Here is a 21,254-nt window from a genome sequence, read left to right as displayed (position 1 = left end):
GCTCGGGGGATTCTCTCCACTCGTCATTCCGGGGCGCCGCGTAGCGGCGAACCCGGAATCCATTTATCGGTACCGTCGGTGTCGCCCGATGGATTCCGGGTTCGCGCTACGCGCGCCCCGGAATGACGAATTGAAAGACCTAAACCTCCACCCCCTCGTGCCGCAGCAGCCATCTCTTCCGCTCGAGGCCACCACCATACTTCACCAGCGAACCGTCCGCTCCGATCAGGCGATGGCACGGGAGCACCACACTGATCGGATTTGAGCCGTTGGCGTGGCCGACGGCTCGTATCGCCCTGGGCATGTCGATCTTCGCGGCGAGCGCGCCGTAACTCATCGTGGTGCCGGCGGGGATCTGCGCGAGCGCGGTCCAGACTTTTTGCTGGAACGGCGTGCCGGCGATACGCCATGCGATGCTCTGGAGCTGACCGAGATCACCGTCGAAATAGCGCGATAGTGCGGTCCGCATGTCCGACGGCGCAGGCTGATCACGCAGATCCACTGTGCCATAGTGCAGGCGCAGCAGATCGCGCATGCGGTGCTCATAGTCTTCCCAGTCGAGCGCGCGCAGCTTGCCCTCGGCATCGGTGACGAGCAGCGCAATCCCGATCGGCGTCGCCAGGTGGTCGAGACCGAAGCGTTCAGGCACCTTGGTTGATCGAGCGGACATTGGGGCACCAGCAATCGAAACACATCGATCGCACTTGCCACGGCGGCCGTGCTAACGTCCACCCGAAAGCTGATGCTTTTGGGGGAGCTCACCTTGATCCTGATCGCCAATATCCTGGTGGCGCTGGTCGCGGCGCTGCACGTCTTCTTCCTCGTCCTGGAGATGTTTCTCTGGGACAAGCCGCTGGGCCTGAAGGTGTTTTGGAATTCGCCCGAGAAGGCCGAGATCACCAGGGTGCTGGCCGCCAATCAGGGTGTCTATAACGGCTTCCTCGCGGCCGGCCTGGTCTGGGGCCTGTTCCACGGCAACCCGGCCTTCGCATTCCAGATCAAGGTGTTCTTCCTGCTCTGCGTAATCGTGGCCGGCGCCTATGGCGCGGCGACCGTCAGCACGCGGATTCTGATCGTGCAGGCGCTGCCGGCGGCAATCGCGCTGATTGCGATGTTTCTCGCCTGAGACGCTACGGCACAGCGCCGCGATCCTTGCGCTGCGGCGAAGCTTCCTCCACAATCTTCGGCAGCGATGGCGACCGTTGCAATCAACGGAGAAAGACCATCGGCCGATAATTCCGTCAGGAGGAACGTTCCAATATGAACAATCGCAGAGCCTTTCTAGCTGCCACGGCGGCGTTCGCCGTCGCAGTCTCGACCAGCCAGGCCCTCGCCCAGAAGAAATACGACACCGGCGCAAGCGACACCGAGATCAAGATTGGCCAGACCGTGCCGTTCTCCGGCGCCTATTCGGTCTACGCCAATATCGGCAAGACCCAGGCCGCATATTTCAGGATGATCAACGATCAGGGCGGCATCAACGGCCGCAAGATCAACCTGATCCAGTATGACGACGCCTATTCGCCGCCGAAGACCGTCGAGCAGGTGCGCAAGCTGGTCGAGGGCGACGAGGTCCTGTTCACCTTTCAGCTGATCGGCACAGCCGCGAACGCCGCCGTGCAGAAGTACCTCAACGGCAAGAAGGTACCTCAGCTGCTGGCCTCGACCGGCGCCGCGCGCTTCAACGATCCGCAGAACTATCCTTGGACCATCGCTTACAATCCCAACTATGTGTCCGAGGGGCGGATCTACGCAAAATACATTCTCGCCAATCACCCCAACGCCAAGATCGGCGTGCTCTACCAGAACGACGACATGGGCCGCGACTATCTTGCCGGCCTCAAGAGCGGCCTCGGCGACAAGGCCAACATGATCGTCGGCGAGGTGTCGTATGAGGTGACCGACCCCACCGTCGACTCGCAGGTGGTGAAGCTGAAGTCGATGGGCGTCGACCTGTTCTATAACGCCTCGACGCCGAAATTCGCGGCGCAGGCTATCAAGAAGCTTGCCGATCTCGGCTGGACGCCGGTGCACATCCTCGACATCAATGCGAGCCCGATTTCGGCGACGCTGAAGCCGGCAGGCCTCGACATCTCCAAGGGCATCATCTCGACCAATTACGGCAAGGAGCCGAGCGACCCGCAGTGGAAGGACGATCCCGGCGTGAAGGCTTTCTTCGCTTTCATGGACAAGTATTTCCCGGAAGGTGACAAGCTCAACACCATCAACACCTACGCCTATTCGGTCGCCGAGCTCTTGGTGCAGGTCTTGAAGCAATGCGGCGACGATCTGACGCGTGCGAACATCATGAAGCAGGCCGCCAATATCAAGGGCTACACGCCGAGCCTGGCGCTGCCCGGCATCAAGATCAACACCGGGCCGAACGACTACCGCGTCAACAAGCAGATGCAGATGATGAAGTTCAACGGCGAGCGCTGGGAGCTGTTCGGACCGATCATCGAGGACACCGGCCCGTCGGGCTAGAACGCATCTGCCTCTGCGACGTCATGCCCGGGCTTGTCCCGGGCATCCACGTTGTTGGGGCGTCAAGGAAGCCGTGGATGGCCGGGTCAAGCCCGGCCATGACGATCGAGAGAGCCTCCTACTTGGCGTTCAGGTCGGTATCTCTCCAAAGTTCTTCCCGACCGGCAGCACGGCGTGCCGGATCAGCCGCGAATCCTCCACCGCGGCCTGGCGGTGCTTCACCGCCTCACGATAGACGGGGTCGCGGATCATCTCGACGAAGGCGGCGACGGTTGGATATTCGGCGATGAAGCAATGGTCCCAGCGTTCCTCCTGCGGGCCGATCAGCATCAGCTCGAATTTGCCCTGCCAGACGATGCGGCCGCCGAGCCGTTCGAACACCGGGCCGCTTTCGCGGCCATAGGCCGCATAGGCTTCCGCGCCGCTGGCCTTGCGGCCGTCGGGATAGGCCGCCTCTTTGCGCAGGCGCACCAGGTTGAGCATGTGGATCGGGCCCGACCGATCGTTCTCCCGGAATTGCGCGAAGATCTCCTTGGTCGGATCGATATGGCCCATGGCGCTCCCTCATCTTATTGATACGAGCGATCCTAGCCTTGCGGCCCCGGAAGCGGAACTGCGGCCGGCGAATGCCGCATCTCCTAATCGTGCGTTAACGCCGGGGTAACCCGGCCTTAAACAGCGACCGCTAGCGTCTCGGCGGGGCGGGCTGACCGGGCGTTTTGCGTATGGCGTGGGGAAAGAAAAAGGGTGCGCGGAAGGAGCCGCTGTTCGGCTTGCCCGCGGCGCTCGCCGATCTGCGGCTCACCCCGGCAGACCGCGTTCCCGGCGGCGACGACAAGCCGAAGAAATCCGCGAAACCATCCGCCAAGCGCAAGAGCGAGGATGCCGGCACCGAGCCGCCGCGCGAGCGCAAGGCGCCAGCCGGCCGCAGCGGCGCCAAGCGTCGAGCGAAGTCGCGTGGCGGGTTCGGTCTCGGCCGCCTTGTCTATTGGGGCGCGGTGCTGAGCCTGTGGGGCGTCATCGCGGTGATCGGCGTCGTGATCTATGTCGGCGCGCATCTGCCGCCGATCCAGTCGCTGGAGATCCCGAAGCGCCCGCCAACGATCCAGATCGTCGGCATCGACGGCAGCATTCTGGCCCAGCGCGGCGAGATGGCCGGCGCCAATGTCGCGCTGAAGGATCTGCCGCCGTATTTGCCCAAGGCGTTCATCGCGATCGAGGATCGCCGCTTCTATTCGCATTTCGGCATCGACCCGGTCGGCATCCTGCGCGCGCTCGTCACCAATTTGCTTCATCGCGGCGTCTCGCAGGGCGGCTCGACCTTGACGCAGCAGCTCGCGAAGAACCTGTTCCTGACCCAGGAGCGCACTATCCGGCGCAAGCTGCAGGAGGTGGAGCTCGCGATCTGGCTGGAGCGCAAGCATTCCAAGGACGAGATCCTGGAGCTTTATCTCAACCGCGTCTATTTCGGCTCCGGCGCCTACGGCGTCGAGGCGGCAGCGCAGAAATATTTCGGCAAGTCGGCGAAGGCCGTGACGGTCGCGGAAGCCGCGATGCTGGCCGGCCTCGTCAAGTCGCCATCCCGCCTTGCCCCGAACCGCAATCCGGAAGGTGCCGAAGCGCGGGCCCAGATCGTGCTCGCGGCGATGGCGGATGCGAAGTTCATCACCGACGCGCAGGCGAAGGCCTCGATCGGCCATCCCTCCTACAACGTGAAGCCGGCCGGCGCCGGCACGGTGAACTATGTCGCCGACTGGATCGGCGAGGTGCTGGACGATCTGGTCGGGCAGATCGACGAGAGCATCAAGGTCGAGACCACGATCGATCCGAAACTGCAGAGCGTGGCGGAAGCCGCCATCATCGACGAGCTCGCGGCCAAGAGCGTGAAGTTCAACGTCAGCCAGGGCGCGCTGGTCGCCATGACGCCCGACGGCGCAGTGCGCGCCATGGTGGGCGGGCGGAACTATTCCGACAGCCAGTACAACCGCGCGGTCACCGCAAAACGTCAGCCGGGCTCCTCGTTCAAGCCGTTCGTGTACCTGACCGCGCTCGAGCAGGGGCTGACGCCCGACACCATGCGCCAGGACGCGCCGATCGAGGTCAAGGGCTGGCGTCCTGAGAACTACACCCATGAATATTTCGGCGCGGTGACGCTGACCCAGGCGCTGGCGATGTCGCTCAACACCGTCGCGATCCGTCTTGGCCTCGAGGTCGGGCCGAAGAACGTGGTGCGCACCGCACACCGCCTCGGCATCTCCTCCAAGCTCGAGCCCAACGCCTCGATCGCGCTCGGCACCTCCGAAGTCTCCATGGTCGAGCTGGTCGGCGCCTATGCGCCGTTCGCCAATGGCGGCCTCGCCGTGGCGCCGCATGTCGTCACAAGGATCAGGACAGTCAGCGGCAAGCTGCTCTACATGCGCCAGGCGGAGGAGCGCAACCAGGTCATCGACCCCCGCCATGTCGGCATGATGAACGCGATGATGCGGGAGACGCTTGTTTCGGGCACTGCCAAGAAGGCGGAGATCCCGGGCTGGCCGGCGGCGGGCAAAACCGGCACCAGCCAGGATTATCGCGACGCCTGGTTTATCGGCTACACCGCGAGTCTCGTCACCGGCGTCTGGCTCGGCAACGACGACAACTCGCCGACCAAGAAGGCGACCGGCGGCGGCCTGCCGGTCGAAGTCTGGTCGCGCTTCATGAAGGCCGCGCACGAGGGCGTGCCGGTGGCGGCGTTGCCGAGCTCACCCGGCGGCTGGGGCCTGTCGAACCTCGCGCAGGCGGCCTCGCAGGTGTCGCCGCCGACGCCCGCGGCACCGCCACAACCGAACGCCGGCGGCTATCGCCCGCCGCCTCCGACGCGCGCCAATGTCCGGCCGGAAGCGGCGGCGGGGCTCGATGGCTGGCTGATGGATCGGCTGTTCGGCGGGAATCGGTAGTTGTGGGTTGGGACCCTTCGGGCCTCAAAGCACAAACTGCGAAAACAACCCCATGCACAGTAGAAGACGAGGTCCGGCGCGATGCGCGCTGGATGCTGCGAAGCGGTTGATGCGCCGGGATTAATCAGGCAAGCGGCGCAATCGTCGCGAAGTGTGGCGAGAATGGAGCGGTGATGCCTGCCCACTCTCTCCTGTCATTCCCCGCGAAGGCGGGGAATCCAGTACTCCGAGGCATCGAGATTCATAACGGCTGCTGCGGCGTACTGGATCGCCCGCCTTCGCGGGCGATGACAGCGCTGAGAGCGCGGCCTGATCTGCGAGGAACTAATCCTCGACGCCATACCGGTGCAGATCATTCCCGTACGTGTCGAGCCACTTCTTGGCGCGCTCCATCGACGGGCAGACCTTGCCGCAGACGCGCCAGAAGCGCGGCGAGTGGTTCATCTCGACGAGATGGGCGACTTCGTGCGCGGCGAGGTAGTCGAGCACGAAGGGCGGGGCGAGGATCAGCCGCCAGGAGAACGACAGCGAGCCGGCCGAGGTGCAGGAGCCCCAACGGCTGGACTGATCGCGGATCGAGAGGCGCTTGACCCTGACCCCGAGCTCGGCCGCGTAGACCTCCGCCGAGCGCTGCAGGTCGCGGCGCGCCTCGCGCTTGAGGAAATCGCTGACGCGCCGATCGACATGCTCGAGGCCGCCAGCGACGCAGAGAATGCGCTCACCGCTGTCACGCACCTCGGTCCACACCGTGCCGCGGGTGCCGGCGCGATGAACGATGCGATGCGGCGTCCCGCGCAGCGGTATCACCGTGCCCGGCTGGAACGGTGCGGCCTTCGGCAAGCGGCCGAGGCGCGCTGCGATCCACGCACCGTGACGCTGTGCGAAGTCCTTGGCCTCCGCAAGCGTGCCGCGCGGCGGCATGGTGAGGATGGCTTCGCGGTCGCTCGGATGGATTCTGAGCGTGTAACGGCGCGCGCGGCGGTGCCGGCGCAGCCGAATCGCAAAAAATTGCGATCCGTGGGTGATGACGAGGGTCTTCGGTTCGTGGGGCCTACGATAAAGGAGTGCGCGGGTGGCCATGTCTGTCAGTCCGGGGGGCAGGAGGGCGCCCGGATTCTGCCATAACCGCCGCCATGGGAAGCGCTCGGCGCAAAAACAAATCATTTGCCCAATATACAGCGGTCAGGCGTCCGGGAGACCCTACAGACTGGGGTTGGAACCGGCTTTTTTCGCCCCCGCTGGACGCATGCAACACCCCCAAGGGGTGAGGGCAGACTCACTCCTATAAAGCTACCTAAATACCGCGAATCTGGCGTGGAGTTGCGCCCGCCGGAGGCCGCGACAGGGGCCGAAATTTCGACGGGAAAGCCGAAATTCGAGGTTATTCAGCCGCAAGCGCCTGCAACGAAGCAGGATTCGCAGCCGAAACCATGAAGTCGTGAATCCGTGGCACGATCTCCGACTTGAAACGCGATCCATTGAACACGCCGTAATGTCCGACGCCCTTCTGGACGTAATGAACGCGGCGATGATCGGGAATCGCGCTGCACAATGTGTGCGTCGCCTCGGTCTGACCGAGACCGGAGATGTCGTCGTTCTCGCCTTCGACCGTCATCAACGCGACGCGCTTGACCTTGGAAGGATCGACGCGGGTTCCGCGATGGGTCATCTCGCCCTTCGGCAACGAGTGCTTCACGAACACGGTGTCGACGGTCTGCAGGTAATACTCGGCCGACAGATCCATCACCGCGAGATATTCGTCGTAGAAGTCGCGATGCTTGTCGGCGAGATCGCCGTCGCCCTTCACCAGATGGGCAAACAGCTGCTTGTGGGCATCCATGTGCCGGTCGAGATTCATGCTGATGAAGCCGTTGAGCTGCAAGAATCCTGGATAGACGTCGCGCATCATGCCCGGATGCGGGAACGGCACTTTGGTGATGACGTGGTTGCGGAACCAGTCGATGCCGCGCTCCTGGGCGAGATTGTTCACCGCTGTCGGATTGCGGCGGGTGTCGATCGGGCCGCCCATCAGCGTCATTGAGGTCGGCACGAACGGATCGCGCCGCGCTTCCATGATCGAGACCGCCGCGACGACGGGCACGGAGGGCTGGCACACCGCCATCACGTGGGTGTTGCCGCCGAGCACATGCAGCATCTCGATGACATAGTCGATGTAATCGTCGAGATCGAAGCGGCCTTCGCTCAAGGGCACCATGCGGGCATCGGCCCAGTCGGTGATGTAGACCTCATGCGCCGGCAGGAAGGCTTCGACCGTGCCGCGCAGCAGCGTCGCATAATGGCCGGACATCGGCGCCACGATCAGCACGCGCGGCTGCGGACTGCGCAGCGGACGGGCGAACTTGCGGTCGAAGTAGAGCAGCTTGCAGAATGGCTTTTCCCAGACCGAGCGGATCTCGACGGGGACGCGGATGCCGTTGACCTCGGTGTCGTTGAGACCCCATTCCGGCTTGCCGTAGCGGCGCGTGGTGCGCTCGAACAATTCGCAGGCCGCGGCGACCGACTTGCCGACCTCGGTGCGCGACCAGGGATTGAGGGGGTTCTGAAACAGCAGCTTGGTCGCGTCGGTGACCGCACGCGCCGGATTCAGAGAGGCGTGCGCCATCTCGTACATCCAGTACATCGGCGTCGTCAGGACCGGACTGCCTTCTGCCGCCAGGGGCGGTGCGCCGCCGAACTCACCAATAGGCATCGTCATATTCCTCTTCGCATCGCAGCATACTGCCGAATGCGTAATATTGCGTCAATGCATGGTTCCGTACATCTACGTGCCGAAAACCGCCAAATCAGCGTGAATCCACGGGAAAGTGACTTTATTCACCGCCCGACAGCAGCGAGCCGTGCCGCTTTGCGCTGCGCAAAAGGGCAAGGAATGCCCCAAAAGATGCAACCAAAAGGACGGCGTTGATGAGCAACGCCTCGATCATCAGATCGCTCCTAAAGGTCTGCTCGATCAGCAGCGCGCGCATTCCCTCGAAGGCATAGGTCGGCGGCAACGCCCAGGCGACGTATTGCAGCCAGACCGGCAACACGCTGACGGGATAGTAGACGCAGGCGAGCGGCAGGATTGCGAACATCAAGGTCCAGACGATGCTCTCGGCGCCGAGGCCGTTACGCACCACGAGGCCCGAGACGAAGATGCCGACCGACCAGCTCGTGAAGATCAGATTGCAGAAGAACGCGATCAGCGGCAGGCCGAGGGCATAGATGTTGAAGTGAAACAGGAACAGCGCGAGCAGGGTCATCGGAATGATGCCGATCGCAAGCCGGATCAGGCTCATGACCATGAGCGCCAACAGAAACTCGATCGGCCTCAAGGGGCTCATCATGAGATTGCCGAGGTTGCGCGCCCACATCTCCTCCAGGAACGAGATGGAGAAGCCGAGCTGGCCGCGGAACAGGATGTCCCAGAGGATGACGGCGCCGATCAGCGTGCCGCCGGCGCGCGCGAAGAAATTGGCGTTCTCGGCGATGTAATACTGGAGAAAGCCCCAGGTGATGACCTGCAGCGCCGGCCAATAGAGCAGCTCGAGCAGCCGCGGCCAGGACGACAGCAGCAGATACCAATAGCGCAGGATCATCGCGCCGATGCGGTGGAGCGAGATGCCGCGGTGGAGGGAGAGCTCGGTCATGGCCGTACCCTGTGGCCGGGATGGAAAGTGTCATCCCGGGGCGCGACGTAGTCGCGAACCCGGGATCCATAATCACAGGATTGAATTTGGCGAAGACTCGGATTTACCAGTCTCGCCTCACAGCTGCCGCCTGTGGTTATGGATTCCGGGCTCGCGCTCCGCGCGCCCCGGAATGACGTCGCTCCATTGAAGTTACGATTACAGCTCTCCCTCACCTCACCGCCTCCTTCGCCCCGTTTGCCCGGCCGCGGGCGACGTCGAGAAACACCTCCTCCAGCGTGGTGCGGTTGTAGCGGGCCATGATCGCCTCGGGCGTGTCGTCGTCCTCGATGCGGCCGCGCTTCATGATGATGACGCGGTCGCAGAGCCGCTCGACCTCGAGCATGTTGTGCGAGGCGAGGAGAATGGTGGCGTTGTTGTCCCGGCGATACCGCTCCAGATGCGCCCGCACCCAATCGGCGGTATCGGGGTCGAGCGAGGCGGTCGGCTCGTCCAGCAAGAGCAGCTCCGGCTGGTTGATCAGCGCCTTTGCCAGCGCAACGCGGGTCTTCTGCCCAGCGGAGAGCTTGCCGTTGGCGCGGTCGATGAAATCGCCGAGGTCGAGATCGGCGGCGAGCCTGGCAATGCGCTCAGTGAGGTTCTTCACCGCATAGAGCTTGCCGAACACGGTGAGGTTCTGCCGCACCGTGAGCCGCATCGGCATGTCGACATAGGGGCTTTCGAAATTCATCCGCCCCAGCACGGACGCACTCTCGTCCGGCATCTCGTGACCGAGCACCTGCACGCGGCCGGAGGTCGGCAGCACCAAGCCCATGATCATCGCGATGGTCGTGGTCTTGCCGGCGCCGTTGCCGCCGAGCAGCCCGGTGATGCTGCCGCGCGGCAGCGAGAAGGAGATGTCGTCGACGGCGCGGGTCTGCTTGTAGACCTTGACGAGGTGATCGACGGCAATTGCCGCGGACGAATCTCGATCCGCGACAGTCGGCCGACTTGAAGCCTTGCCATTCTCGGTCATGCTGGCCGTTCTTCTGCTATTGCATCGGCGAGCGCAAGGCTCGATGTAAGGGCTCCTCACCGGGCGGTTCCGTCAGCCCGACGTCCGTGACCTTGGAAGGCGCCGCCACATTGGCCGATATGACCAAAATTGCCGATTCCGACTTCCATCACGCGCAGCGGCATATCCGGCTGGACACGATCCTGCGGCTGCGCTGGCTGGCGGTGCTGGGGCAACTCGCCGCGATCTTCATCGTGGCCCAGGGGCTGGAGTTCAACGTCGAGATCATTCCCTGCGTCAGCATCATCGCGCTCTCGGCGGCGCTCAACCTCGCACTCCAGACCGCAGCCAATCCGATGCAGCGGCTGGAGCCGATGCAGGCGGCCGGCCTGCTCGCGCTGAACATCGTCGAGCTGGCCGGCCTGTTGTTCTTCACCGGCGGACTGCAGAACCCGTTCTCGTTCCTGTTCCTCGCGCCCGTGCTGATCTCGGCCACGGCGCTGCCGGCCCGTTTCACCTTCGGCCTCGGCCTGCTCGCGGTGGCCTGCGCGTCGATCCTGTTCTTCTTCCATTTTCCGCTGCCGTGGGATTCCGAGGATCCCCTGGTGCTGCCGCCGGTCTATCTCGTCGGGGTCTGGCTTTCGATTGCGCTCGCGATCGGCGTCACCAGCCTCTACTCGTTCCAGGTGACCGAGGAGGCGCGCAAGCTTGCGGACGCGCTGGCCGCAACCGAACTGGTGCTGACGCGCGAGCAGCACCTGACCCAGCTCGACGGTCTTGCCGCCGCGGCCGCACACGAGCTCGGCACGCCGCTCGCGACGATCTTCCTGATCTCGCGCGAGCTGGAAAAGACGGTGAAGGAGCCAAGCATCGCCGCCGACCTGAAGACCTTGCGCGAGCAGACCCAGCGCTGCCGCGACATCCTCAGCAAGATCACCCAGCTTTCCCCCACCGGCGCGCCGTTCGATCACATGAAGCTGTCGGAGCTGATCGAGGAGGTGGTGGCGCCGCATCGCGATTTCGGCGTCGAGATCAAGGTGCGGATCGCGGTGGCCGCGGCGGCGGAGCCGGTCGGCTCGCGCAATCCCGCGATCCTCTACGGCATCGGCAACATCGTCGAGAACGCGGTCGATTTCGCCCGCACCACCGTCGAGGTGAACGCCTGGTGGAACCAGGATCATATCGAGCTCGTGATCTCCGACGACGGACCGGGCATTCCACCCGATATCCTCAACCGGATCGGCGAGCCCTATCTGTCGCGGCGACGCCCCCAGGATGATGGTGGCGGCGAACGGCGCGGCCTCGGCCTCGGCGTCTTCATCGCGCGCACCTTGCTGGAGCGCACCGGCGCGAAGGTCTCGTTTACCAACCGAATCTTTCCGGACCATGGTGCGGTGGTTCAAATCACATGGCCGAGACAGCGTTTTGAGGCTATCGAGACGCTCGAAGAAACAATAGGATAGCCGCGACCTTGCGTCGCACAACGGGGCGGGTCGACCATTTGCCGCCTTGGCACCGCGCGATTGCGACGCCATATGTCGATGCGCTGGAGAGAGGAAACAACCTTGAACGCCATTGCCGACCTGAACGAACAGACCGACCGCTCGCTGCTCATCGTTGAAGACGACAAGCCGTTTCTGGAGCGTTTGTCACGGGCCATGGAGAGCCGCGGCTTTTCGGTGACATCATGCGACACGGTCTCGGACGGGCTTGCGCAGATCGGCAAATCGGCGCCGGCGTTCGCGGTGGTGGATCTGCGGCTCGGCGACGGCAACGGCCTCGACGTGGTCTCGGCGCTCAAGAAGAAGCGGCCGGATGCGCGCGCGATCGTGCTGACCGGCTACGGCAACATCGCCACTGCGGTGACCGCGGTGAAGATGGGCGCGATCGATTATCTCTCCAAGCCCGCGGATGCCGACGACGTCGTTGCCGCACTGCTGTCGACCAACACGGACAAATCCGAGCTGCCGGCCAACCCGATGTCGGCCGACCGCGTCCGCTGGGAGCACATCCAACGCATCTACGAGATGTGCAACCGCAACGTCTCGGAAACGGCGCGCCGGCTCAACATGCACCGGCGTACCTTGCAGCGGATCCTGGCTAAGCGCGCGCCGAGGTAAAGGTCTCGTAGGGTGGGCAAAGGCGCGAAGCGCCGTGCCCACGTTCTCTATTTCGATCCTGATTAATTTTAATTGGTGGGCACGCTTCGCTTTGCCCACCCTACGACACTGCGTAAGCCCGGATGGAGCGCAGCGTAATCCGGGATTGGCGCGACGGGCTGCAATTGTCCCGGATTGCGCTGCGCTCCATCCGGGCTACGAAGTCAGCCTACTCCCAGAAATCCGCATGGCCCTGCGGATCGACCAGGCGGTTGATCCGCAAGGCCGCCGCCATCGCGAACCGCACCGTCATCTGCTTGCGTGTGGCGGCGGCGAGCTTGTGCTCGGGTGCCTCGCAATGCAGGTGTGCGCCGTAGGCGTCGGCGACGATCAGGCCGGTGTCATCGGGGAAGATCTCGCACGGCAGATCCTGCGTGAAGGCGAAGAACAGCCGGTCGCAATGGGCGCGGTATTCGTGCCATTTCTGATCGGCGCGCAAATCCTCGACCGACGACTTGATCTCGACGATCCAGATCTCGCCGCGCTCGTTCAGCGCGACGAGATCGGCGCGCCGGCCCGACGGCAGCGGCAATTCGCTGATGCAGGAGAAGCCGAGCGAGCGCAACAGACGCGCGGTGCCGCGCGCGATCGCCAGCGCCGTCTCCGACTGGCGACGATCCGGCGGCGGCACGAGTGTGATGCGGGCGGTGTTGTCCATGGCGGGAGAATAGCCGATTCCATCCCGCCCGTCATTCCGGGACGCGCGCAGCGCGAGCCCGGAATCCATAACCACAGGGAGACGTGTGGGGCAAAGCGGGCGACTCCGAATCGTCGCAAAACTGCGTCCTGTGGTTATGAGTCCTCAGATGCGCAATTGCGCATCATAGCTCGCGACTTCGTCGCGCCCCGGGACGACAGTTAGGCGGGCGCCGCCACCACCACGCCCTCGTTGCCGCGCAGGTCCAGCACGCCTTCGATCTCCTCACCTTCGCGATCCAGGAACGTCGACAGCAGGATGCTGCTGCCGAAACGGATCGCGCTGCTGGTCACCGCGACCGGATCGGGGCCGAGATTGAGCGCGACGATCACGGCCTTGCCGCCGGCCGCGCGGCGATAGATCAGCAGATCGCCTTGCGCGGCGATCGGATGATAATCGCCCGTGACCAGCGGGGGGCAGCTCTTCCGCAAGCCGATCAGGCGCTTGTAGAGGTTGAGGATCGAACGCGGGTCGGCTTCGAGATTGGCGACATTCTCGCGGATGTGGTCCTCCGGCAGCGGCAGCCAGGGCCTTGCTTGCGAAAAACCTGCGAAGTTCGAGGAATCCCATTGCATCGGCGTGCGGCAGCCGTCGCGGCCGACACCGATGCCGGGGACGTTCTTCTCGAAGGGATCGCGCACGTCCTCCGGCGCGATCGCGAGCTGGTGCATGCCGATCTCGTCGCCGTAGTAAAGCGTCGGCGTGCCGCGCAGCGTCAGCAGCAGCATGGCCGCGACGCGGGCCTGCTCGGGCCCGACGCGGCTCGCGACGCGCGGACGATCGTGATTGCCGAGCACCCAGTTGGGCCAGGCGCCGCGCGGCAATGCCTTTTCGTAATCCTCGATGATCTTTTCGATCGAGCGGGCGCTCCAGAAGGTCGAGAGCAGCGCGAAGTTGAACGGCATCTGCGCGCCGGTGAGATCGTTGCCGTAATAGGCCACGAGCCGGTGCAGCGGCAGATAGATTTCGCCGATCAAGACGCGCGCGCCATAGGAATCGGTGACGCGCCGCATCTCGGCGATAACGTCATGCACCTCCGGCTGGTCGGTAGAATATTGCGTGAGGATTTTTTCGTTCGGCGGACGGCCCTCGACGTAGTGCGGATTGGCCGGATTGTCGCGGAATTCGGCGTCCTTGATCAGGTGCCAGATCACGTCGACGCGAAAGCCGTCGACGCCCTTGTCCAGCCAGAACCGCATCACGTCGTAGATCGCTTTGCGGACGTCCGGATTGCGCCAGTTGAGATCCGGCTGCTGCGCGAGGAAGGCGTGATAGTAATATTGCCCCGTGGCCTCGTCGAAAGCCCACGCGCTGCCGCCGAACTCGGACAACCAATTGTTCGGAACGCCGCCGCCTGGCGCCGGATCGCGCCAGATGTACCAATCGCGCTTGGGATTGTCGCGCGAGGACCGGCTCTCGGTGAACCAGGGATGCAGGTCGGAGGTGTGGTTCGGCACGAGATCGAGGATCAGCTTCAGGCCGTTGTCGTGGGCGGCCGCGAGCAACGCGTCGAAATCGGCCATCGTGCCGAACAGCGGCTCGATACCGACATAGTCCGAGATGTCGTAGCCGAAATCGGCCATCGGCGAGGGAAAGATCGGCGACAGCCAGATCGCATCGACGCCGAGCGATTTGACGTAAGGCAGCCTCTTGAGGATGCCGGCGAGATCGCCGACGCCGTCACCGTCCGAGTCCTGAAACGAGCGCGGATAGATCTGATAGAAGATGCCGTCGCGCCACCAATTCTCGTTGTCGTGAGCCATGCCGAAGACCACCCAAATCTGACGCCTTGCGCGGGAGAACGCGACAGCAACGCCCCGGTTCAAATTGGCGGGCCAATTGGGACGGCCGTGTGACGGTTGTTCCCTGGCGCGGGCCCGAATCTTTTGCTTGGCGGCCCGGCAAAAATCGGCATTGTGAGGCCATGACCGAGCAAAACGACACCCAAGAATCCCGGCGAGAATCCCGGCAAGCCAAGGCGGGCGCGATCATCGTTCCCGTGACGCTGTTCGAGCAGAACTGCACCATCATCTGGGACGAGCCTTCGAAGAAGGCCGTGGTGATCGATCCCGGCGGCGACGTGCCGAAGATCCTGGATGCGATCAAGCAGACCGGCGTCACGGTGGAGAAGATCTGGCTGACCCACGGCCATATCGACCATGTCGGCGGCGCGGCCGAGCTGCGCGATGCGCTGACGGTGCCGATCGAGGGACCGCATGTCGCGGACAAGTTCCTGCTCGACAACGTCGTGGCGAGCGGCGCGCGCTTCGGCATGACGGGAGGACGCGATTTCACGCCCGACCGCTGGCTCGACGAGGGCGACAGCGTGTCGATCGGCGGCTTGCAGTTCGATATCCTGCATTGTCCGGGTCATTCGCCCGGCAGCGTGGTGTTCTTCAACAAGGACCTGCGGTTTGCCCATGTCGGCGACGTCCTGTTCGCCGGCTCGGTCGGACGCACCGACCTGCCCGGCGGCAGTCACGCCACGCTGATCAGTTCGATCAAGACGAAATTGCTGCCGCTCGGCGACGATGTCGGCTTCATCTGCGGCCACGGCGCCGGCTCGAGCATCGGCCAGGAACGGATGACCAATCCGTTCATCACCGGCGAGATGTAGGCTTATTCAGCGGCGTCCGCGAGTGCCGTCGCCTCACCGAGATTGCGCTCGCCCCACTCGCGGATTGCGGCAACGACGGGGACGAAGCTCTTGCCCTTGCGCGTCAGGCGGTACTCGACCTTCGGCGGCACCTCGCCGAAATCCTTGCGGTCGATCAGGCCGCTCATCGTCAACGCCTTCAATTCGCGGCTGAGCACGCGTGGGGTGATCTCGGCGCTGCCTGATGCGCCGCGCAGCAAGCCGCTTCTGATCTCGCCGTAGCGGCGCGGGCCGTCCTTGAGGTCCCAGACGATGCGCAGCTTGTATTTGCCGCTGATCATCTTCTGAAACGCCGCAACCGGACAGGTGCGCGCGGGAGACGTCTTCGCCATGTCGTTTCCTCCACGTGGAAGATTCTTGTTTTGACGCGTTTTCTTTACGCGAACCGGTATCCACTTCGCTCGACGAACGCTATGCGATGAGGATAGGAGCAACGGCGAAAAAGTCCATACTATCAATTTTGTCCATACTTGCGGGATCGTATCGAGCGCGCAGATGATGACGCACAAGACGAACAGGGAGCGTCACATGAAGCACTTCATGATCAGATACGCGTTCAAGAACGGCACGACGGAGGAATGGCACCGCGAGATCGGCCGCTTCATCGCGGCGATCGACGCCGATGCGGAGCTGAAGGGGAGGATCGGTTATCGTTGCCTGAAGCATCGCGACGACGGCAGCTATCTCCACTTCGCCAGCGTCGCCGACGATGCTGCGCAGAAAACGCTGCAATCGCGGGACTTCTTCAAGCACTACCAGGAGGTGACGCGGAAGGTCGCGGGCGGCGAGATCAGCGTGACGCGGGTCGAGGTGATCGATCAGACGGGGTAGCTTTTCGCGGAGCTGAATTGAAGCCGCCGCTACAAACTCCGCTGTCATCCCGGACAAGCGCAAGCGCAGATCTGGGATCCATAACCACAGGGAGATGTGGTTACGGGGACTCGGAGTCACCTCTTCGTGCCCAACTTTGTCCTGTGGCTATGGGTCCCGGATCGGCACGCGCTTCAGGCGCGCTTGTCCGGGACGACAGCGAGGCTACTTCATCAATCCCGCGGCCGTGAGCGCGCGCGTGATGATCTGGCCGAGGTCGAAGCCGCGCACCTTCTCGCCCTGCGGCTCGGCCGGCTCCGCGGCGACCGCGGTGCGGATCGAGCGGGCGAGATGCGGTGCGGGCGAGAGCGCCGGCTTCGCGGCAGGCTTCGTCGCGGGCTTCGTGGCGGATTTGGCTTCCGCCTTCGTCGTCGCGGCGTCCGCAATCCAGCCGGTGAGGCCGAAGAACTTTGCGATGTGGTAGGACGAGGAGATGCCGGCCTCGATCAGGAAGGCGCCTTCGATGCCGTAGCGCTGATCGTTGTCGGCGAGCCCCAGCGGCGTGCCGTGCGCCATGTCGGTGATGGCGTAGGACTCGACCAGCGTCTCGCCGTCCTTGTCCCACCAGGCCTGGCGCGGATAGCCGTCGACATTGGTCTCCGCCATCGGCAGTTCGGGCAAGCCATGCAGGTCGAGCCACTGCTTGACGATCTCGTTGGCATTGCCGGGATTGACGGTGCGGTCGGCGCTGCCGTGCCACACCGAGACCCTCGGCCAAGGGCCGCGATGGTCGGAGGCGCTGCGCACGAGATCGCCGAGCTCGCGCGAAGGGCGCGCCGGGGAATGAAACATGCCGTCGAGCGCCTCGCGCAAGTTCGAGGCGATGCCGTAAGGCAGCCCGGCAATGATCGCGCCGGCCGCAAAGACTTCCGGATAGGTCGCGAGCATCACCGAGGTCATGCCGCCGCCGGCCGACAGGCCGGTGATGAAGACGCGCCTGGGATCGATGCGATGCGTCTTCACCATGTGCGCGATCATCGCGCGGATCGAACTCGGCTCACCGCTGTCCCGCGCGGTGTCCTCCGGATTGAACCAGTTGAAGCAGGTGTTGGCATTGTTGATGCGCTGCTGCTCGGGCATCAACAGCGCAAAGCCGTAATGTTGCGCGAGCGTCGACCAGCCCGCGCCGAGATCGTAAGCGGCCGCCGTTTGCCCGCAGCCATGCAGCACGACGACGAGCGCGCGCGGCCGCTGCAATTGCGCCGGCACGAACGCGAACATGCGCAAGGCGCCGGGATTGTCGCCAAAGCCAGTGACCTCCTGCAGCGGGCTCGATCCATCTGCACCGCGGCCGGGCTCGGCGAAGCGCAGTCCGTCCAGCCGGGGCAGACGTCTCAACAGATCGATGTTTCTGGCTAACGACACGGCAAGTTCCTGGTGGGCGACGTTCAACGTCCAGCCCAACCAGATAGTTGCTGCGGCGCAAAATAAAAAGACCGTGCGCTGTCAATCTCGGGAAATTGGCTGAAAATTCGCAAGAATCCGCACGTATTAACCGCAACGTCCGCAATCTCGTGCCGATGCGCGGCGTATCCGCGCCGGAAATGCGGCGCCCATCATGACGAATGTCACAAATGACAAGAGCGAGGCGAGGAATTCTGCGCGCGCTGATTGTGAGGCTTCGCGGAGGTGTCGAACGCGAATGAAGGGACCCGCCCAGTCGCGCTGCGTGTCGTTATCGTGATGAAGCGCGAAGCGGGCGAGGACTACGCAACGTCTCGCTTGCCACCGCGCATGCCTGCATTCCACCGCGCGGGACATCGCGTGATTGCGTTCGTGCCGTCAGGCACGTAGCCTGACACGACCAACAAACAGAAAATTCAGCCGGAGAGACCGCCATGGCGCCCCTGAAGTTCGGAGCCTTTCTTGCCCCGCATCACCCGATCGGGGAGCATCCGATGCTGCAGTTCCGGCGCGATCTCGACCTGGTCGAGCAGCTGGATGCGCTCGGCTATGACGAGTTCTGGTGCGGCGAGCATCATTCCTCGGGCTGGGAGATGATCGCCTCGCCCGAGATGTTCCTGGCCGCGGCCGGCGAGCGCACCAAGCGGATCAAGCTCGGCACCGGCGTTGTGTCGCTGCCCTATCACCATCCCTTCAACGTCGCCCAGCGCATGGTGCAGCTCGACCACATGACCGGCGGCCGCGCCATTTTCGGCTCCGGACCGGGCGCGCTCGCCTCCGACGCGCACACGCTCGGCATCGATCCGATGACGCAGCGCGACCGCCAGGACGAGGCGATCGGCATCATCCGCCGCCTTTTCAACGGCGAGCGCGTCACCGCCAAAAGCGACTGGTTCACGATGAACGACGCCGCGCTGCAGATCCTGCCCCTGCAGGAGGAGATGCCGTTCGTGGTGGCTTCGCAGATCTCGCCCTCCGGCATGACGCTCGCCGGCAAATACGGCATCGGCATCATCTCGCTGGGCTCGATGACGACGCAGGGCCTGATGTCGCTGCAGCAGCAATGGCAGTTCGCCGAGGATGCCGCCAAGAAGCACGGCACCACGGTGCGTCGCGCCGACTGGCGCGTGCTCTTGACCTGGCACATCGCCGAAACGCGTGAACAAGCCCGCCGCGAGGCCGGCGCCGGGCTGATGCGCTGGCACAACGAATATAATGTCGGCACGCTGCAGCGGCCGGGCCTCACCGCGTTCTCCTCGCCCGACGAGGCCGTCGACAAGACCGCCTTCGTCGAGGGGGCGGCGTCCACCATCGGCACGCCCGACGATCTCGTCAAAACCATCAAGAACGTGATGCAGGTCTCCGGCGGCGTCGGCGCCGTCATCGGCTTCGTGCACGACTGGGCCAATCCGGAAAACACCCGCCGGAGCTGGGACATGGTGGCGCGCTACGTTGTGCCGGAGATCAACGGCTATATCGACGGACTGCGCAGGTCGCAAAAGTTCGTGATCGAGAACCGCGCGATCTTCGAGCGCGCGGGTCAGGCCGTGATGGCCAAGATCATGGAGAATGAGAAGGCCGCCGAGGCGCTGAAAGTGACGGGCCCCGGCCGCGTCGCCATTCCCGCCGTCAACGCGCCGGATCTGCAGAAGGAAGCGGCGAAGCGGTAGGCACTCCACTCGTCGTCCCGGGGCGCGCGCAGCGCGAGCCATGATGCGCAATTGCGCATCTGAGGACCCATAACCACAGGATGCGGATTTACGAAGACTCGGAGCTACCAGCCTCGCACCACAACTCCTCCCTGTGGTTATGGGTCCCCGCCTCCGCGGGGACGACGGCGGTGGGAGTGACGATTTTGTGCGCAAGACGACCGCAGCTCATCGCGGCCGGATCGTGCTATGTTTGCGGGGCCAGCCAACCGGAGCAATCGTCATGTCGATGCAGAATGTGGCCGCCCCTGCGCTTCCGTTCACTCCGCCCAAGCGCAACGAGCTGACCCACATTCCCGGCGACGAAGGCTGGCCGATCATCGGCAAGACCTTTCAGGTGCTCGCCGATCCCAAGGGCCATATCGAGGCGAACGGCGCCAAGTACGGACTGGTCTACCGCACGCACTTTTTCGGCGAGACCAACGTCGTGCTGCTCGGGCCCGAGGCCAACGAGCTTGTCCTGTTCGACCAGCAGAAGCTGTTCTCCTCGACCCATGGCTGGGACAAGGTGCTGGGGCTGTTGTTTCCGCGCGGATTGATGCTGCTCGATTTCGAGGAGCATCGCCTGCATCGCAAGGCGCTCTCGGTCGCGTTCAAGTCCGGGCCGATGAAGTCCTATCTCGGCGACCTCGACCGCGGCATTTCCGCGCGCGTCGCGCAATGGAAGGCGAAGCCGGGCGAGATGCAGCTTTATCCGGCGATGAAACAGCTTACGCTGGATCTCGCCGCGGCCTCCTTCCTCGGCGCCGATATCGGGCCCGAGGTCGATGAGATCAACCGCGCCTTCGTCGACATGGTGGCCGCCGCCGTCACCCCGATCCGCCGCCCCCTGCCCGGCACCCAGATGGCGCGAGGGGTGAAGGGACGCAAGCGCATCATCGCCTATTTCCGCGAGCAGATTCCGCTGCGGCGCGGCAATCACGGTGGCGACGATCTGTTCTCGCAGCTCTGCCGCGCCACCCATGAGAACGGCGCGCTGCTGTCGGACCAGGACATCATCGACCATATGAGCTTCCTGATGATGGCCGCGCACGACACGCTGACCTCGTCACTGACCTCCTTCATCGGCGAGCTCGCCGCCAATCCGGACTGGCAGGACCGGCTGCGCGCGGAGGTGCTCGCGCTCGGCCTCGCCTCCGGCGCGCCGACCAGCTTCGACGATCTCGAGAAGATGCCGCTGACCGAGATGGCGTTCAAGGAAGCGCTGCGGCTCAAGCCGCCGGTGCCGTCGATGCCGCGCCGCGCGATGCGCGATTTCAGCTTCAAGGGTTTTGCGATCCCCGCCGGCACGGCGATCGGCATCAACCCGCTCTATACCCACCACATGAAGGAGATCTGGCCGGAGCCGGACCGTTTCGATCCCCTGCGCTTCACCGAGGACGCACAGCGTGGCCGTCACCGTTTCGCCTTCGTGCCGTTCGGCGGCGGCGCGCATATGTGCCTCGGTCTGCACTTCGCCTACATGCAGGCGAAATGCTTCGCGCGGCACTTCCTGGAGAATATCGAGGTGTCGCTCGCGCCAGGCTACAAGCCCGACTGGCAGATGTGGCCGATCCCGAAGCCGCGGGACGGGCTGCGGGTGAAGGTGAAGGCGGTTTAGGCGTCGATCTCGTAGGGTGGGCAAAGCGAAGCGTGCCCACCACGTTTCTCCGGGTGCAAACATCGATGGTGGGCACGGCGCGCGAAGGGCGCGCC

19 protein-coding genes are annotated in these 21,254 nt (G+C 64.1%); 9 read left to right on the top strand and 10 right to left on the bottom strand.

Annotated elements, in window-relative coordinates:
• Positions 1-139: 139 nt before the first annotated feature.
• Positions 140-670 carry a methylated-DNA--[protein]-cysteine S-methyltransferase gene (locus I6F21_RS26430; RefSeq protein ID WP_225152313.1) on the bottom strand — a complete coding sequence of 177 codons (531 nt, stop codon included), beginning with the start codon at positions 668-670 and terminating at the stop codon, positions 140-142.
• Between the two features lie 72 nt (positions 671-742).
• On the opposite strand from I6F21_RS26430, the gene I6F21_RS26425 reads away from it, so the two are divergent.
• The gene (locus I6F21_RS26425) at positions 743-1,126 is read left to right on the top strand and encodes a DUF1304 domain-containing protein (protein ID WP_225183678.1); all 384 of its coding nucleotides are present in this window, start codon (positions 743-745) and stop codon (positions 1,124-1,126) included.
• Positions 1,127-1,260: 134 nt separating this feature from the next.
• Positions 1,261-2,484 carry an ABC transporter substrate-binding protein gene (locus I6F21_RS26420; RefSeq protein ID WP_036002328.1) on the top strand — a complete coding sequence of 408 codons (1,224 nt, stop codon included), beginning with the start codon at positions 1,261-1,263 and terminating at the stop codon, positions 2,482-2,484.
• A 129-nt stretch (positions 2,485-2,613) separates the two neighbouring features.
• Here I6F21_RS26420 and I6F21_RS26415 read toward each other — a convergent pair whose 3' ends face one another.
• A complete protein-coding gene (locus I6F21_RS26415; protein WP_225183677.1) occupies positions 2,614-3,039 on the bottom strand; it encodes a DUF1330 domain-containing protein in 426 nt (141 codons plus the stop codon).
• A 170-nt stretch (positions 3,040-3,209) separates the two neighbouring features.
• Between I6F21_RS26415 and I6F21_RS26410 the strand changes: the two genes are divergently transcribed.
• Entirely contained in the window at positions 3,210-5,420 is a 2,211-nt protein-coding gene (locus tag I6F21_RS26410; protein WP_036023971.1) for a penicillin-binding protein 1A, read from the top strand.
• A gap of 324 nt (positions 5,421-5,744) precedes the next feature.
• Here the strand turns inward: I6F21_RS26410 and I6F21_RS26405 are convergent, their stop codons facing one another.
• From I6F21_RS26405 to I6F21_RS26390, 4 genes are all read right to left on the bottom strand, one after another.
• A complete protein-coding gene (locus I6F21_RS26405; protein WP_036023974.1) occupies positions 5,745-6,584 on the bottom strand; it encodes a SprT family zinc-dependent metalloprotease in 840 nt (279 codons plus the stop codon).
• A 217-nt stretch (positions 6,585-6,801) separates the two neighbouring features.
• Complete coding sequence (phaZ, locus tag I6F21_RS26400; RefSeq protein ID WP_025033269.1) at positions 6,802-8,130, bottom strand: polyhydroxyalkanoate depolymerase; 1,329 nt, start codon at positions 8,128-8,130, stop codon at positions 6,802-6,804.
• Positions 8,131-8,251: 121 nt separating this feature from the next.
• Positions 8,252-9,070, bottom strand: coding sequence for an ABC transporter permease (locus I6F21_RS26395; RefSeq protein ID WP_225141303.1), 819 nt, complete (start codon positions 9,068-9,070; stop codon positions 8,252-8,254).
• 211 nt (positions 9,071-9,281) lie between these two features.
• On the bottom strand, positions 9,282-10,085 hold the full coding sequence (locus tag I6F21_RS26390; RefSeq protein ID WP_036023980.1) for an ABC transporter ATP-binding protein: 804 nt from the start codon (positions 10,083-10,085) through the stop codon (positions 9,282-9,284).
• 119 nt (positions 10,086-10,204) lie between these two features.
• Here I6F21_RS26390 and I6F21_RS26385 point away from each other — a divergent pair, with 119 nt between their 5' ends.
• Together I6F21_RS26385 and I6F21_RS26380 are read left to right on the top strand one after the other, a co-directional pair.
• On the top strand, positions 10,205-11,527 hold the full coding sequence (locus I6F21_RS26385) for an ActS/PrrB/RegB family redox-sensitive histidine kinase (protein WP_225141305.1): 1,323 nt from the start codon (positions 10,205-10,207) through the stop codon (positions 11,525-11,527).
• 102 nt (positions 11,528-11,629) lie between these two features.
• Complete coding sequence (locus I6F21_RS26380; RefSeq protein ID WP_036002403.1) at positions 11,630-12,184, top strand: ActR/PrrA/RegA family redox response regulator transcription factor; 555 nt, start codon at positions 11,630-11,632, stop codon at positions 12,182-12,184.
• Between the two features lie 208 nt (positions 12,185-12,392).
• Here the strand turns inward: I6F21_RS26380 and I6F21_RS26375 are convergent, their stop codons facing one another.
• Positions 12,393-12,881, bottom strand: coding sequence for an MmcB family DNA repair protein (locus I6F21_RS26375; RefSeq protein WP_036024021.1), 489 nt, complete (start codon positions 12,879-12,881; stop codon positions 12,393-12,395).
• 200 nt (positions 12,882-13,081) lie between these two features.
• Complete coding sequence (locus I6F21_RS26370; RefSeq protein ID WP_225183676.1) at positions 13,082-14,683, bottom strand: alpha-amylase family glycosyl hydrolase; 1,602 nt, start codon at positions 14,681-14,683, stop codon at positions 13,082-13,084.
• Positions 14,684-14,844: 161 nt separating this feature from the next.
• On the opposite strand from I6F21_RS26370, the gene I6F21_RS26365 reads away from it, so the two are divergent.
• Positions 14,845-15,537, top strand: coding sequence for an MBL fold metallo-hydrolase (locus tag I6F21_RS26365; RefSeq protein WP_225130139.1), 693 nt, complete (start codon positions 14,845-14,847; stop codon positions 15,535-15,537).
• Between the two features lie 2 nt (positions 15,538-15,539).
• On the opposite strand, the gene I6F21_RS26360 is transcribed toward I6F21_RS26365, so the two are convergent.
• Positions 15,540-15,908 (bottom strand): helix-turn-helix domain-containing protein, encoded by a 369-nt coding sequence (locus tag I6F21_RS26360; protein ID WP_036038584.1) that lies wholly within the window; start codon positions 15,906-15,908, stop codon positions 15,540-15,542.
• A gap of 196 nt (positions 15,909-16,104) precedes the next feature.
• On the opposite strand from I6F21_RS26360, the gene I6F21_RS26355 reads away from it, so the two are divergent.
• A complete protein-coding gene (locus I6F21_RS26355; protein ID WP_225183675.1) occupies positions 16,105-16,407 on the top strand; it encodes a hypothetical protein in 303 nt (100 codons plus the stop codon).
• Positions 16,408-16,611: 204 nt separating this feature from the next.
• On the opposite strand, the gene I6F21_RS26350 is transcribed toward I6F21_RS26355, so the two are convergent.
• Positions 16,612-17,811, bottom strand: a complete 1,200-nt coding sequence (locus I6F21_RS26350) for a PHB depolymerase family esterase (RefSeq protein ID WP_225183674.1) — start codon at positions 17,809-17,811, stop codon at positions 16,612-16,614.
• 473 nt (positions 17,812-18,284) lie between these two features.
• On the opposite strand from I6F21_RS26350, the gene I6F21_RS26345 reads away from it, so the two are divergent.
• Complete coding sequence (locus I6F21_RS26345; protein ID WP_225183673.1) at positions 18,285-19,520, top strand: LLM class flavin-dependent oxidoreductase; 1,236 nt, start codon at positions 18,285-18,287, stop codon at positions 19,518-19,520.
• A 262-nt stretch (positions 19,521-19,782) separates the two neighbouring features.
• Positions 19,783-21,159: a cytochrome P450 gene (locus tag I6F21_RS26340; protein ID WP_225113293.1), complete on the top strand. Its 1,377-nt coding sequence runs from the start codon at positions 19,783-19,785 to the stop codon at positions 21,157-21,159.
• Positions 21,160-21,254 lie beyond the last annotated feature (95 nt).

The organism is Bradyrhizobium sp. NBAIM03, from assembly GCF_020194055.1.
Classification (GTDB): domain Bacteria; phylum Pseudomonadota; class Alphaproteobacteria; order Rhizobiales; family Xanthobacteraceae; genus Bradyrhizobium; species Bradyrhizobium yuanmingense.
Note: the sequence above shows the minus strand (reverse complement) of the source record. Positions and strands in the feature narration are given on the sequence as shown.